Genomic DNA, 13,489 nt, shown 5'->3' on the forward strand with positions numbered 1-13,489 from the left:
TCATATGGGGACGGGCGGGTAGACTTGAGAAGGGCGGCACGGTCGGGCGAGACCTAGCTGAAGCGTGTCAGTACGCTCGCTTCAGTCAGCGCCACGAAATCTCGAACGGCGAAATCCGCAGGCTCGACGCTTCGGGAGGCGTACCGTGATATCCGGCCGCGACCAGCACGCCGGACAGCGTTTCACCGGCATCCTTGCGCAGCAGCACGCTGCGGCTATCGAGCGTAAGCACGCCATCGACCCATAGGCTCGTCTGGCCGTATTCTTTGCCCGGCTCGTTCAGCACCACTTCCTGTTCGATCCGGACCCAGCGTCCCGTCGGCCATGCTGACTTATTGCCTGATATGCGGCCGATGCGGCCGGCGGAGGTCGACGCGATCAAAGGACGTCCATCCCGCTCCCACTCCGGAGACACGGACAACCCGGCCGCAGAGTCACGCGAAAGCCCAGCCGTACCGCCAAACACACCGGGCAGGAATCCACCGCTCCCGAATGCAAACTTGTCCGGCAGAAGAACGCTGTAGCTCAGGCACGCAGCGGTCGCCGGCTTCATGCCCGGAGGTGACCAGCGAAACTCGATCCCGTTGTGGGCAGCAGCGTCCTGGTCTGCGCCCGCCGGGAGCTGCCGCAGCTTCACCTCGAGAACATCCTCCGCCGGACCGCCTGCCGATCGCACCACACTGGCATTGTCGATCACGCCGAGATCTCGCAGCCCCGCGCGCGCTTGCAGGGCAATGGCGCTGAGGGGTTTGCCCTCGCTGTTGTGCAGAGAAAAGCGCGTTGCCGCCGGATAACGCGTGCTGCACGGCTGGTCGACGTCTTTGTGCAAAGCCGCGTAGGCGATGTAGCCGATCACGCCGATGCCGGCGATAGCGGCGCCAACGTTGATCAGAAGCTCGAATTGCCTTGGGCTTTTCATCGGCTTGGCGAACCTTCGAGAATTGTCCGGCCCGCTGTTTTCAGAGCCGCGTCCTGGCTAGCACCCATCGAGTTAAGATCCGGAGGGTGGCCGTCGCGGCCGACGAGCGTCTCCCGCGCCATTGCTGGATATCTGCCTGCTTCAGCTTTTGTTGCCGCGGATACTGCGTTAATAACCTGTTGCGGAAACGATTTGTCGGTGCGCGTCTTCACGAACGAGGGGAGAGGTTCATGACGATCAGGCTGGCGCTGGCGGTTGTTGCTCTGGGCGCCGCGGGATTGATGTCCACGCCGCAGGCGCGCGACGCGAGCGTGCTTCCGATGGGCAAGGCGCTGGAACGCAGCCGGTCTGCCTCCCCTGTGATCAACGTGGCCAAGCGCCGTCGCCGCAACGTTGAGACACGCGATACCGCCCCCGAGACCTCGGCCATCCCACCGGGACAGGCGAGCAACGGTGAAGTCCTCTTCGGCGTCCAGGACGTCGGCTTCCTCGTCGACCGTGACGTGATCCGCGTCGGCTCGGAGATCGGCAAGTTTGACCGCATTCGTCTGCGCGTGCTGCGCAATGAGATCTACGTCACTGATCTCAAGGCCATTTTCGAGGATGGCTCCAGCGAAACTCTGCTCACCGACGCCAAGATCCCCGCCAACCGCAAGACCGACTGGATCCAGCTGAACCACAAGGGCTTCATCAAGGAAATCCAGCTGGTCTACCGCTCCAAGCCTGACTTCAAGGGACAGGCCCGCGTCGAGGTGTTTGGTGAATACGAGAACGGCTGGCTCGGCCCCAACGGCGAAGGGCGCAAATACAACGATGGCTGGGTGCTGCTCGGCACCGACACTGCCGGCAGCGTCGGCTTTGACAAGGTGAAGATCCCGGTCGGCCAGAACGAAGGTGGCTTCAAGCAGTTGCGCGTCTCGGTCAAGGATCGCGACATCACCATGACGAACCTGGCCGTTGTCTATTCCGATGGCGCCAAGGACGAGATCGAGGCCAACCGCATCAAGGTGGATGCGGACGGCGCCTTCGGGCCGGTCGACCTGAAGAAGGGGGCCACCATAAAGGAGATCGAGGCCACTTGGCGCTCGCGTGCGATCGCCACTTCGAAGCGCGACCGCGCCTATGCAACCGTCCAGGTCTGGGGCAAGCACTAAGCCCGCAGCGCCGCAGGAAAAGATAAAGGCCGGTGCCCGCAAGGCCCGGCCTTCTTCTTATTTGATCGCGCGAGTGGAGCGCCCCTCAGCCGAGCAATGTCGCTAGCTTGCCCTCGGCCACCATCTTGTCCTTCACCTTTTGCGGAATGGGATAGACCACCGCTTCGCCCTCGAGCGCGCGGTTGCCTTCCTGGTCTTCCACCCAGCAGGCAAAGACGACGTTCTTCTCGTTCTTCTCTCTCACCTGCGCCACCGCCGTGTAGGGCGCATTCAGCTTCACCGGCGTCAGAAACTTCACCGTCTGGCCGCCCCAGATCGCGCCCAGCCCCGGCATGTCCATGCCAAAGATGCCCGAGAACTTGGCCAGTGAGATCATTCCGTGGGCGATCCGCCCCTTGAACACGGTCTCCTTCGCGTAGTCCTCGTTGAAGTGCGCCGGATTGAAGTCGCCCGAGATCTCGCCGAACTTCTGTACGTCGCTGTCGCTGACCGAATAGCTGCGGCGAATTTCATCACCAACGCTGAGATCGTTCAGCGTCTTGCAGGCGTGCGGCAAGGGATTGGACATCGCGGACGGCTCCATTCTCATCTATCGGCAACGCAATCTTCCACGGTTGGCTTGGGCGGACAACCGGGCCGATCTGCGCATGTCGCGCAAAGAGCCGGCCACGCGAGTGAAGCCGGCTCTCTGAAAGGCGAGGCGTAGGCGGATCAGCCAAACGCGCCGAAGTGGTGCGAGATGCCCGTGCCGATTTCTCGGATCAGCTCATACGCCTCTTCCATCGGCGCCAGGATTTCCGTCTCGATACGACCGTAGTCGTCGATCCCGTGCGGCCGGTACGTCGCCTTTTCGAGGAACTGCGTACCATCGCTCGCCGAGTCCATGCGCCGCGGGAACGCCTTGCGCATTTCCTCGACAACCGCCGGCACTTCCAGCATCAGCCCCAACTCGAACAGCTGCCGGTGCGAGATCTCGCGCGTCGCAAAACGCGGCATCTGTGCCGCGAGAATGAACACCCGCATGATCAACGCTAGGCGCACGGCCTGCAGCAGGTCGAGTTCGAGACGCGTATCGTCGGGGATCTTGCCGCCCTCGATGCCGATTTCCTCCAGCATCGCATGCAGTTCCACCGCATCGAGCCGCAGGTGATGCACGAGGCTATTGATCTCGCCGTTCCGGTCATCGTCGAGCAGCAGCGTTGCGAGTGCCCGGAATGCAGGATCCAGACCCGCCTCGCGGCCCCAGGAGCCACGCCACGCCCAGAAGCCCGGATCGAACACGATGGCATTCGCACCCATCGCGTTGAGGCTCGAAAGCTGTTTGCCGCGCGCAATCATTTCCAGTAGCGGACGCAGCCGCTGCGAATTGCGCGCCAGCTCGATGAAGCGTTCACGCTCGGAGCCGACGGCAGCACCGAGGCCTGCGACGACGTTCGCCACATAGCCGAACTGCTGCAGGATCGCATTGTTGGGAATGGCGCGCATGCGCGATACCGCGCTGCGATCGACGGCGCCGGTTGAATCCATCTGTCGCTTCACCGGGCGCGAGCCCGTCTTGAACAGGATGTTGGCACCGAAAGCACTGAGCACCGCACGGTAGCCCGGATGCGCGAACAGATGTTCCTGGTAGGCCCTGAGACGCCCGATGAAATCGAGCTTCAGGTCCATATCCTCGTAGAACGGATCCTCGGCCTCGGCCGGCACCTCGCCGTCCATGATGACGGTCGCGAGGGCGCGCGTTGTCAGTCGGCGGTTGGCGAAGAACAGATAGCCGTCGCCGCCCTGGAAGCTCGTCTCGTGCTTGATCGGAATCCCATGGCGCGCGAAGCGGCGACGCGCCTCGTCCGAGAATAGATAGTGTAGGCGCGTGTGCATGCTGCCGGGGTGCGCACCGCGGCCCATCGACTCGCCGTGCGTCGAGAAGATCAGTGTCTCGACGCCCTTCAGCTCGGAGTTGTCGATCGCCTCGGCGACGCCGTGATGCAGACGCTCGATGGCCAGTGTCGCGGCGATCTGGCCGACAAAGCGGCCAGCGTCCGAAAAGCCCGTCTGCAGCGACAGGCGGTTACGGCGGCGCACGTAATTGACATACGCTTTCTCTTCCAGCAGCCGCTCGACGATGCGCGCGCCGGTCTCGAGGCCCAGCGGGGTCTCGAACAGCGGCGATACGTCGGTGATGTCGTCGACGCCGAACAGCGTTGCAAAGAAGATGGCGATCAGCACCGTTGCCGGCGATTCCGTCTCGGCAATCAGGAAGCGGACCGGCGTCTCGCGATCGACGTGCTTCTTGATCTGCGCAATGAGCGCAAACTGGCGGATAGCCGTTGCCGTCTCGAGATCGAGCGACTCGAAGTTCACCGTCTCCTTGCGCGCCGATTCGATCATGCTGACGATGCGCGCCAGCGCCTGACTTTCCGTCAGGTCGCGCGTCCACGGCTCGTGCACGAAGGCGCGGAAGGCGTTGTTGAGCTGCACGGCATTGATGCGCACGTGGATGTGCGCGGTGCCGAGGCCGGTTGCTTCCATCAGTCCCGACAGCACCGCGACGTCGCGCTTGCCCTTGCCTTCCGGCAGTGCCTCCAGCAACGCGCGGAGCAGGCTGACGATCGGCTCCACCGTGGTGATGTTGTAGCCGTCCTGCCGCGAGATGACGTTCGCAGCCTCGGCCAGCGGTGCCTTCGCTTTCATCACTCTGTCGAGCGCTTCGATTTGCTCGTCGACGGCGGCGATGGTGAGATCGAGCTTGCCTGTAACCTGACGCGACAGGCGCTGCGCCTCGCCATCCGCGGGGATCTCGTTCTTCAGTCCGATGAAGCGTTCACGGATATCGTTGAGCGAGGCGCGCTTCTCCTTGAGCCGTAGGATAAACGACTTGCGCCAGTCGATATCGGTGCGCCCGTCGAGGTCGTAGCCGACCCAGCAAGCGAACGTCGCCAGCTTCGGCCTAAGTTCAAACGCTTTGGCGCCGAAGCGGTGCACCGCCGCCGAGAAGAAGCTGTCGAGCAGCTCCACATAGGCGTTGCGCAAGTTCTGGATCGCATTCTGCGCCCGCCCGTGCTCGTAGGCGAGATCGATGTTGTCGTCCGGCTTGTGCGGCACGCCAATGCGCATGTTCGGATCGACATCGTCGGCGACGGCGATCTCCACGATCCTCTTTGATAGCGCGTCCGAAAGACCGAACGTCGGATGTGCCGTCAGCACGATGCCTGTGCGTGCACGCTCCCAGCGAGCCTTGAACGTATCGAAGTCGGCGGCTGCTGCAGCGCCTTCGACGAACTCGGCAAATTCTTTGTAGGTTGTGGCGCGATCGACGAAGCCCACGCGCTCCCGCAGATGCAGTGCGCGCTGCACACCGGCACGGTCCATCAGGCGCGTAGCCAGGGCCTGTAACTCGGCAAAGCTGATCTCGCCGCCTTCGAGCTGCCGCGACAGCTTGAACGCCAGATTGACGATTGGGTTGAGCGCAGGCGTGTCAGGGATTTGCGTGCGCTGGGCGCGAAGCTCATCGCGAAGCCGGAACTCATCGAGTTTTCCGGGGGCGATCGGCTGCACGTCGTTCGGCATTGATATCTCCACGCTTGGCTCTAGCTAACCGCCGGCCCTCGGCAGAACGCCGATCCGTGAAGAGTTCGGGAGACGCCGAGGGGCAGGCCGGGGCCCGTCTAGCATGAGACGGGCCCCGAAGTCTTACGCAACCTTCTTGAGAGCGTTGACAACGCCGGCGACGGTCGCTCCCATCTCTGAAGGTGTCGGCGCGATGGTGACGCCGCAGCCCTTGAGGATTTCCACCTTCTCGGGAGCGGATTCGCCGAACGCGGAGATGATCGCACCGGCATGGCCCATCTTGCGGCCCTTGGGGGCCGACAGACCGGCGATGTAGGCGACGACCGGCTTCTTCATGTGGTCGCGCGCATACTGGCCAGCCTCGGCCTCCTGCGGACCACCGATCTCGCCGATCATCAGCACGGCGTCGGTCTCCGGGTCATTCTCGAAGTGCTCGAGGATGTCACGGAACGAGGAGCCGTTGATGGGGTCGCCACCGATGCCCACCGAGGTGGAGACGCCGATGCCGAGAGCCTTCATCTGCGAGGCGGCCTCATAGCCCAGCGTGCCCGAACGGCCGACGATGCCGACGCGGCCTGGAAGGTAGATGTGCCCAGGCATGATCCCCAGCATCGCCTTGCCCGGCGAGATGGTGCCGGCGCAGTTCGGCCCGGTGAGAACCATGCGGTTCTCTTTCTTGTAGCGCCGCATGTAGCGCTTCACCCGGATCATGTCCTGAGCCGGAATGCCGTCGGTGATGCACACGCAGTATTTGATGCCCGCATCGGCCGCTTCCATGATCGCGTCCGCAGCGAAGGGCGGTGGAACGAACACGATGGCGGCTTCAGCGTTGGTCTCCTGCACGGCGCCCTTCATGGTGTTGAACACCGGACGACCGAGATGCGTGGTGCCGCCCTTGCCCGGGGTGACGCCGCCCACGACGTTGGTGCCGTAGTCGATCATCTCCTGAGCATGGAAGGTGCCGATGCGTCCCGTGAAGCCCTGAATGAGGACCGGGGTATTCTCGTTGATGAAAATAGCCATTTGAACGATCTCCCTGTCCTTAAGCGGCGCTTTTTGCGGCAGCGACGGCCTTCTGGGCCGCTTCAGCCAGCGTTTCCGCGGAAATGACGGTGAGGCCGCTCTCGTCGATGATGCGGCGACCTTCCTCCACGTTGGTGCCCGCGAGACGGACAACCACCGGCATCTTGATGTTGAGGTCGTTCACGGCGTCGACGACGCCCTTGGCGACCCAGTCACAACGGTTGATGCCGGCGAAGACGTTGAGCAGCAGCGCCTTCACGTTCTTGTCCTTCAGCACCGCCTTGAACGACTTGGCAACGCGCTCCGGAGAAGCACCGCCACCGATGTCGAGGAAGTTGGCAGGTTCGCCGCCGGCGAGCTTGATCATATCGAGCGTCGCCATGGCGAGGCCGGCGCCGTTGACGACGCAGCCAATGTCACCGTCGAGGCCGACGTAGGCGAGACCGCGGTCGGACGCATAGGTCTCGCGCGGGTCTTCCTGGCTCTTGTCACGCAGCTCGGCGATGTGCGGGCGGCGGAACAGAGCGTTGTCGTCAAAGCTCATCTTTGCGTCGAGCGCGACGAGGTTCTTGTCCTTGGTGATGACCAGCGGGTTGATCTCCACCATCGTCGCGTCGAGATCACGGAACGCGCGGTAGCAGGCCATGATGGTCGGCACCAGCTTGTTGATGATCTCGGGGTCGACGCCCAGGCCGTAGGCAACTTCGCGGGCCTGGAACTGCTGCATGCCGACAGCCGGGTCGACCTGCACGCGGATGATCGTGTCCGGCTGGCTGGCGGAGATCTCTTCGATCTCCATGCCGCCGGCCGCCGAAGCGACGACCATGATGCGCTCGGAAGCGCGGTCCATCACCAGGGCGAGATAGATCTCCTTGGCAATGTCGGTCGCTTCTTCGATGTAGAGGCGAGACACCAGCTTGCCGGACGGGCCGGTCTGGTTCGTCACCAGCTTCTTGCCCAGCATCGCTTCGGCGGCCTGCTCGATCTCGCGATCGGTTGAGCACACCTTGATGCCGCCGGCTTTGCCGCGGGCGCCAGAGTGGATCTGAGCCTTGACCACCCACTTGCTGCCACCGATCTCGGTGGCGCGATAGGAAGCCTGCTCAGGGCTGTAGGCGAGACCACCGCGCGCGATAGGCACGCCGAACTTCGAAAGAAGCTCCTTGGCCTGATACTCGTGGATATCCATTTATCCGTGCTCCTTCTGAAGGGTGCTTATTCGGCTGCAGCTTTGGCGCGGGCTGCTTCGCCCTTCTTGATGGCGGCGGCGGTGGCGATGAGGTTGTTCGCCATCTTCTCGGAAGCAGCGTCGATCATCTTGCCGTCGAGAGAAGCTGCGCCCTTGCCCTGAGCCTCGGCCTCCTTGAGGGCGGCGAGGATGCGCTCGGCACGCTCGACTTCCTTCGCCGTCGGCGAGAAGACTTCGTTGGCGAGCTCGATCTGCGAGGGATGGATGGCCCACTTGCCTTCGATGCCGAGGGCGGCGGCGCGCTTTGCACCCGCGGTGTAGCCGGCAGGATCGGAGAAGTCGCCGAACGGTCCGTCGATGGGACGCAGGCCGAACGCGCGGCAGGCAACCGTCATGCGCGACAGGGCGAAGTGCCACTGGTCACCCGGGTAGTCGGGGTTGAGACCACCGATGACGACGGTGCGCGCCTTGTTGAAGGCGGCGTAGTCGGCAACGCCGAAGTGCATGGCTTCGAGGCGGCTGTTGGCCGAAGCGATCGACTCGACGTTGGCCATGCCGAGCGGCGTCTCGATCAGCGCTTCCATGCCGATCTTGTGCGGCAGGCTCTTGGCGACTTCGATCTGGCTGACGAAGCTCTCGATCGCGTAGACGTCGGCAGCCGTGCCGACCTTCGGAATGAGGATGGTGTCGAGCTTGTGCCCGGCCTGCTCGACGATGTCGACGACATCGCGGCAGCAATAGTGCGTGTCGAGGCCGTTGATGCGAACCGAAACGGTCTTGCCGGCGCCGGCCCAGTCGAGATCATTCAGCGCCTGGATGATGTTCTTGCGCGCCTGCTCCTTGTCCGGCGGAGCAACGGCGTCCTCGCAGTCGAGGAACACGTAGTCGGCGGCGCTGGCGAGCGCCTTCTCGATCATCGTCGGGTTGGAACCCGGAACGGCGAGCTCGGAGCGCTGCAGGCGGGATTTGCGGAGGGGATAAAGGGTGTAGCTCATCTGGAGGCGTTCCTCTGAAGGCTTTTGGTTTCAGTTGGCGCGACTGCCGCCGATATGTCGGTCACCGAGCCGCTGTTCTTGCAAGTCGCAGAAAGTAAAGCGGCGCCGTTGTGCGGCGCCGCTTCCAATTCGATTAGCTGGCGAGCTTCAGCTCGGGACGGCTCGTCGCCGAGGCCTTCGTCGTCTCGCGGAAGTACTCGGCGGCAGCGCCGGTGCCCGAGCCCGGGACGAGGTTCACGCCGCAATCGCGCAGCGCCATCTCGGCCGCGAACAGAGCGCCGCCGACCATGACCTCATCGAGCGCACCGAGGTGACCGATGCGGAACACCTTGCCGGCGACCTTGTTGAGGCCGACGCCGAACGAGGTGTTGTAGCGATAGTAACCGGTCTTCACGACCTGGGCGCTGTCGACACCTTCCGGAACCAGGATGGCGCTGACGGTGTCGGAGTACCACTTCGGCTCCTTCGCGCACACCTTGAGCCCCCAAGCGTTGACGGCGCGGCGAACGCCCTCGGCGAGACGGTGGTGACGGGCGAAGACGTTGTCGAGACCCTCGGCGAACAGCATGTCGAGAGCCGCGCGCAGGCCGCGCAGGTGCGGCGTTGCCGGCGTGTAGGGGAAGTAGCCGAGGTCATTGTTCTTGATCATGTCCTCGAACGAGAAGAAGCAGCGCGGCATCTTGCCCGACTTGTTGGCTTCCAGCGCCTTGTTGGACACGGCGAGGATGCCGAGGCCGGTCGGCAGCATGAAGCCCTTCTGCGAGCCGGAGACGCAGCAATCGACGCCCCACTCTTCCATGCGCATGTCGATCGAGCCGACCGACGAAACGCCGTCGACGAACAGCAGCGCCGGATGCTTGGCGTCGTTCAGCGCCTTGCGCACGCCGGCAACGTCGCTGGCGACGCCCGTCGCGGTCTCGTTCTGCGTCACGAACACTGCCTTGATCTCGTGGCCCTTATCGGCGGCGAGGATCTCGGCATACTTCTCGACCGGCACGCCCGTGCCCCACTCTTCGTCGAGAACCTGCACGTTGAGGCCGAGGCGCTGTGCCATGTCGACCCACAGCAGCGAGAACTGGCCGAAGCGGCTCATGAGAACCTTGTCACCAGTGTTCAGCGTGTTGGTGATCGCCGATTCCCAAGCGCCCGTGCCCGACGCCGGATAGATGAAGACGCGGCCGTTGGTGAGCTTGAAAGCCTTCTTCAGGTCTTCGAACAGCGGAAGCGTGAACTTCGGAAATTCGGGAGAGCGCATGTCCTCCTGGCGAATGTCCATCGCGCGACGGACGGCCTCGGGAACATTCGTCGGACCAGGAATAAAGAGATGCGGCGTAACGAGCATGATGTGTCTCCTCCGAATTGCCGTCTGAATTGGCGTCTGGATATGAATGCGCCTTAAGCGCGGGGCCCTACCATCGCGCCCGAAGGCGGACCGTTGTCTGTTGCTTGCGGCTGGGCCGGGAGCATCTATTTACGTTGATGCCTTCACAACACCCGATCGGGCAGCCGTTGGACGCGATTGGGTAGTGGTTTAGTTGTGCTTGAGGGTAGTCATTCCTACCCACCAAACCGGGCGCGATTGCCAGCCGATTTCCGCTGGTGATCGCGCACGTTTTTCCGCGCCGCTGACCCGCCGGAACATTAGCCGTTCGTGACGCCGAAGCAATGTGCAAAAACGCGCGCATCGATTGTGCAGCGCGTCAATTTTCAGCGCGCAGTTAGCGCTGATCCATCGTCGTTTGCATGTAGAGCGCAACCGCCATCGCGCGATTTGAAACGCCGAGTTTGTCGTACAGATTCTTGAGATGGTATTTGACCGTGTTGCGCGAAATGCCGATGCGCGATGCGATCTGCAAATTCGTCCAACCGTTCGCAAGCGCAGTAAGGAGTTCGCGCTCTCGCGACGTAAGCTCAGAGAACGGATCAGTCGTCAGTGCCTGCAGGTCGATGTACGGCAGCGACATGCGCCCGCGTGCAACGGCTGCAATGCTCTCGACCAGCACCGTCGGTTCATCGCTCTTCGAGATGAAACCCCAGGCGCCAAGTCTGATGGCCTGGCGCAGCACTTCCTTCCCGGGTTCGCCCGTATAGACGACGATCCGCGTCCCCAGATGGCGGCGCTTTATGGCCGACAGGATCTCCGCGCCGGTCGTATCGGGGAACGACCAGCCGATGATGCCGATGTCGGTCGGCCGCTGCTCGATCGCGGAAACGAACTCCGTACCCGAAGCTACCGCGTCGAGCACGTCGAAGCGGCCATCGCGGGTGATGAAGTCGCGCAAGCCGGAGCGCACGACCGGGCTCTTGTCCGCGATCATGACCGTTGGGCGTTGGGCACCCTGCGTGGTTGCAAGCAATGAGTCCGCCATTTCAGCCATTGGTAGCAGCGAACCTGAAGGATTCGGTCAAGAGGCGATCGCGAAAAAATGGCTTGCCTCTACACCTTTCCGCAGGCCTTCCCCTGTGCGTCTGCGCACTCGCGATGTTCGACCTCGACGGTGGCATGAACCACCCCGAATGCTTGCTTCAATCGTTCTTTGATGGCCGCTGCAACTCGCTCCGGCGGGACGTCGTCGCAAGTAAGAGCGTGCAGCGTCATGACGCGGCGGTTCTCGCTCAGCGACCAAGCGTGAACATGATGGATGCCCTGCACGTCCGGCACCGTCGCCTCGAGATCCTTCTGCACCTCGCGTACGTCGAGATCGCTTGGCGCCCCCTCGAGGAGGATGTGACCGGCTTCCTTCGTGATCAGCCACGCGCTGCGCAGAATGAGCAGAGTGATGACAATCGAGAGGATCGGGTCGATCGGTGTCCAGCCGGTGTAGAGGATCACGACGGCAGCACCGATCGCGGCCACGGAGCCGAGCAGATCGCTCATCACGTGCAGCAGCGTCGCCCGGACGTTGAGGTTTGGGTCACCGCCATGATTGAGAATGAGCAGCGTAACAACGTTAACCAATAGGCCGATCGCGGCGATGATCAGCATCGTCCCGCCCAGCACCTCGACCGGATTGAACATGCGCTCGATCGCTTCGTAGCAGATCATCGCCGAGATGAAGAACAAGGCGAGGCCGTTCGCGAAGGCGGCGAGAACCTCGAACCGGTCGAACCCGTACGTGCGCTTCCAATCCGCAGGGCGCCTCGCAAAACGGACAGCCAGCCACGCCAGGATCAGCGCTGCAGCGTCGGTCAGCATGTGGCCGGCATCCGCGAGAAGGGCCAGCGATCCTGAAATGATCCCGCCCGCCGCTTCTGCAATCAGCGTCACCGTCGTCAGTGCGGCAGCCAGTAGCAGACGGCGCTCGTTGCGCCCTCCTGAGCCCGCATCGCCATCAGCACCGCCGGCATGCGGACCGTGGCCGGAGCCATGACTATGAGCGTGCCCGTGATGATGTCCCATCCGCATTCTCCTTGTTTGCCCACTATACCACTTCGCCCGCGGGGCAATTTGTCAGGCAGCGACAATGGTGAGCTTCGTGCAAAGACGCCCCGAAAGGCCCTCGCCCGGAGCGAGCGGCGGTCGGAATTGAAGCGGTGAGCTTTCCCTTGTCCCCAGGCACGCGCAACAGCCTGCGCCAGATTGCGCTGGCTCTGCGGAGCAGCGGCGATCCGGGAGCAGGCAATCACCCAGTTGCGGCACTCCTGCTCGTCACCGCCTCCATGGCCCTCCTCGTCGGGATTGCAGCCGTTGCGCGCAGTGCGGCGCTGTCCGGCGTAGACCCACTGCAGATCATGTTCTTTCGCAACTTTTTCTGCGTCGTGTTGATGCTGCCGCTGCTCTGGCGTCGCGGCGCATCCCTCGTGCGCACGAAGCAGCCAAAGCTGTACGCCTTTCGCGTCGCGGTCAGCTTCGTCGCCATGCTTTCTTATTTCGAGGCACTCGCCTTGTTGCCGATGGCCGAGGTTACCGCCATCGGCTTCCTCGCTCCGTTGTTCGGCGCGCTGGTTCGCGATTTTCCTTCTCGGCGAATACGTCGGCCTCGACCGCTGGCTAGCGCTGTTCGCCGGGTTCGCCGGTGCCATGATCATGCTGCGGCCGAGCGGCGGGGTCTTCGGTCCAGGCCAAATCGCAGCGCTGGTATGGGCCCCATCGATGGGCCTGATCGGTCCGCTCATCAAGCAGCTGACGGAATCGGATGACGCAGACCGCATAGTCTTCATCACCAACCTCGTCTCGGTCCCGCTTTCGATCATCCCCGCGCTGTGGGTGTGGACCTGGCCGCCGCTCGCCGTCTGGCCGCAACTCGTTCTCCTCGGGGTGTTCGCCGTGCTCGGCCACATGACGCTGGTGCGCGGGTTCGCCATTGCCGATGCCTCGCTCGCCATGACGTTCAATTTCAGCCGGCTGCCTTTTTCGGTCCTCGTCGGCTATCTGGTTTTCGGCGAGCTGATCGACGTCTGGACCTGGGTTGGCGCTATTGTCATTTTCGCGGCCTCGGTTTTCGTCACGCACCGGGAAGCTCGATTAGCAAGAAATACTCTTTCCTCGCAGGAATAGAGTCGGTGGGGCATTCGCACATTTGCAGAGTTTGGTTTGCCTGATGTGACGGTTCCACGCTGTTCAAACACTTGCGCGCGGAGTTTGAACCGACAATATCGGCGCGCGAATTATCAGCCGGCTCCGAGTGCGGTCCGTCGGGGGCAG

The 13,489-nt window shown here is 63.0% G+C and carries 12 protein-coding genes; 3 read left to right on the forward strand and 9 right to left on the reverse strand.

Features of this window, described 5'->3' with window-relative positions; genetic code table 11:
• Positions 1-85 precede the first annotated feature (85 nt).
• Complete coding sequence (locus ACP15D_RS13320; RefSeq protein WP_424957939.1) at positions 86-919, reverse strand: polysaccharide lyase; 834 nt, start codon at positions 917-919, stop codon at positions 86-88.
• A 230-nt stretch (positions 920-1,149) separates the two neighbouring features.
• Here ACP15D_RS13320 and ACP15D_RS13325 point away from each other — a divergent pair, with 230 nt between their 5' ends.
• Positions 1,150-2,073: a hypothetical protein gene (locus ACP15D_RS13325; RefSeq protein ID WP_424957940.1), complete on the forward strand. Its 924-nt coding sequence runs from the start codon at positions 1,150-1,152 to the stop codon at positions 2,071-2,073.
• A gap of 85 nt (positions 2,074-2,158) precedes the next feature.
• On the opposite strand, the gene ACP15D_RS13330 is transcribed toward ACP15D_RS13325, so the two are convergent.
• The 8 genes from ACP15D_RS13330 to ACP15D_RS13365 all read right to left on the reverse strand — a co-directional run bounded on the left by ACP15D_RS13330 (position 2,159) and on the right by ACP15D_RS13365 (position 12,244).
• Positions 2,159-2,641, reverse strand: coding sequence for a MaoC family dehydratase (locus ACP15D_RS13330; RefSeq protein ID WP_424957941.1), 483 nt, complete (start codon positions 2,639-2,641; stop codon positions 2,159-2,161).
• Positions 2,642-2,784: 143 nt separating this feature from the next.
• Complete coding sequence (locus ACP15D_RS13335) at positions 2,785-5,637, reverse strand: phosphoenolpyruvate carboxylase (protein ID WP_424957942.1); 2,853 nt, start codon at positions 5,635-5,637, stop codon at positions 2,785-2,787.
• Positions 5,638-5,760: 123 nt separating this feature from the next.
• Complete coding sequence (gene sucD / locus ACP15D_RS13340; protein ID WP_424957943.1) at positions 5,761-6,660, reverse strand: succinate--CoA ligase subunit alpha; 900 nt, start codon at positions 6,658-6,660, stop codon at positions 5,761-5,763.
• 19 nt (positions 6,661-6,679) lie between these two features.
• Positions 6,680-7,849 (reverse strand): malate--CoA ligase subunit beta, encoded by a 1,170-nt coding sequence (locus ACP15D_RS13345; protein WP_072370648.1) that lies wholly within the window; start codon positions 7,847-7,849, stop codon positions 6,680-6,682.
• 26 nt (positions 7,850-7,875) lie between these two features.
• Entirely contained in the window at positions 7,876-8,844 is a 969-nt protein-coding gene (locus ACP15D_RS13350) for an HpcH/HpaI aldolase/citrate lyase family protein (RefSeq protein WP_424957944.1), read from the reverse strand.
• Between the two features lie 133 nt (positions 8,845-8,977).
• Entirely contained in the window at positions 8,978-10,186 is a 1,209-nt protein-coding gene (locus ACP15D_RS13355; RefSeq protein ID WP_424957945.1) for an aminotransferase class V-fold PLP-dependent enzyme, read from the reverse strand.
• A gap of 376 nt (positions 10,187-10,562) precedes the next feature.
• Positions 10,563-11,201, reverse strand: coding sequence for a LuxR C-terminal-related transcriptional regulator (locus ACP15D_RS13360; protein WP_424957946.1), 639 nt, complete (start codon positions 11,199-11,201; stop codon positions 10,563-10,565).
• Positions 11,202-11,281: 80 nt separating this feature from the next.
• Complete coding sequence (locus tag ACP15D_RS13365; protein WP_424957947.1) at positions 11,282-12,244, reverse strand: cation diffusion facilitator family transporter; 963 nt, start codon at positions 12,242-12,244, stop codon at positions 11,282-11,284.
• 260 nt (positions 12,245-12,504) lie between these two features.
• On the opposite strand from ACP15D_RS13365, the gene ACP15D_RS13370 reads away from it, so the two are divergent.
• On the forward strand, positions 12,505-12,984 hold the full coding sequence (locus ACP15D_RS13370; RefSeq protein ID WP_424959232.1) for an EamA family transporter: 480 nt from the start codon (positions 12,505-12,507) through the stop codon (positions 12,982-12,984).
• A complete protein-coding gene (locus ACP15D_RS13375; protein ID WP_424957948.1) occupies positions 12,872-13,342 on the forward strand; it encodes a DMT family transporter in 471 nt (156 codons plus the stop codon). The genes ACP15D_RS13370 and ACP15D_RS13375 overlap by 113 nt, the downstream gene beginning before the upstream one ends.
• Positions 13,343-13,489: the final 147 nt, after the last annotated feature.

Origin of the sequence: Hyphomicrobium sp. 1Nfss2.1 (genome assembly GCF_965243865.1) — a bacterium.
Classification (GTDB): Bacteria; Pseudomonadota; Alphaproteobacteria; order Rhizobiales; family Hyphomicrobiaceae; genus Hyphomicrobium_A.

Excerpts from the sequence above, each read along its gene's own strand:
- ACP15D_RS13370 (WP_424959232.1), top strand. The coding sequence starts at position 12,505 with ATGGCCCTCCTCGTCGGGATTGCAGCCGTTGCGCGCAGTGCGGCGCTG.
- ACP15D_RS13330 (WP_424957941.1), bottom strand. The coding sequence starts at position 2,641 with ATGTCCAATCCCTTGCCGCACGCCTGCAAGACGCTGAACGATCTCAGC.
- ACP15D_RS13320 (WP_424957939.1), bottom strand. The coding sequence starts at position 919 with ATGAAAAGCCCAAGGCAATTCGAGCTTCTGATCAACGTTGGCGCCGCT.
- ACP15D_RS13365 (WP_424957947.1), bottom strand. The coding sequence starts at position 12,244 with ATGGGACATCATCACGGGCACGCTCATAGTCATGGCTCCGGCCACGGT.
- ACP15D_RS13350 (WP_424957944.1), bottom strand. The coding sequence starts at position 8,844 with ATGAGCTACACCCTTTATCCCCTCCGCAAATCCCGCCTGCAGCGCTCC.
- ACP15D_RS13375 (WP_424957948.1), top strand. The coding sequence starts at position 12,872 with ATGCTGCGGCCGAGCGGCGGGGTCTTCGGTCCAGGCCAAATCGCAGCG.
- ACP15D_RS13335 (WP_424957942.1), bottom strand. The coding sequence starts at position 5,637 with ATGCCGAACGACGTGCAGCCGATCGCCCCCGGAAAACTCGATGAGTTC.
- sucD (WP_424957943.1), bottom strand. The coding sequence starts at position 6,660 with ATGGCTATTTTCATCAACGAGAATACCCCGGTCCTCATTCAGGGCTTC.
- ACP15D_RS13325 (WP_424957940.1), top strand. The coding sequence starts at position 1,150 with ATGACGATCAGGCTGGCGCTGGCGGTTGTTGCTCTGGGCGCCGCGGGA.
- ACP15D_RS13355 (WP_424957945.1), bottom strand. The coding sequence starts at position 10,186 with ATGCTCGTTACGCCGCATCTCTTTATTCCTGGTCCGACGAATGTTCCC.
- ACP15D_RS13345 (WP_072370648.1), bottom strand. The coding sequence starts at position 7,849 with ATGGATATCCACGAGTATCAGGCCAAGGAGCTTCTTTCGAAGTTCGGC.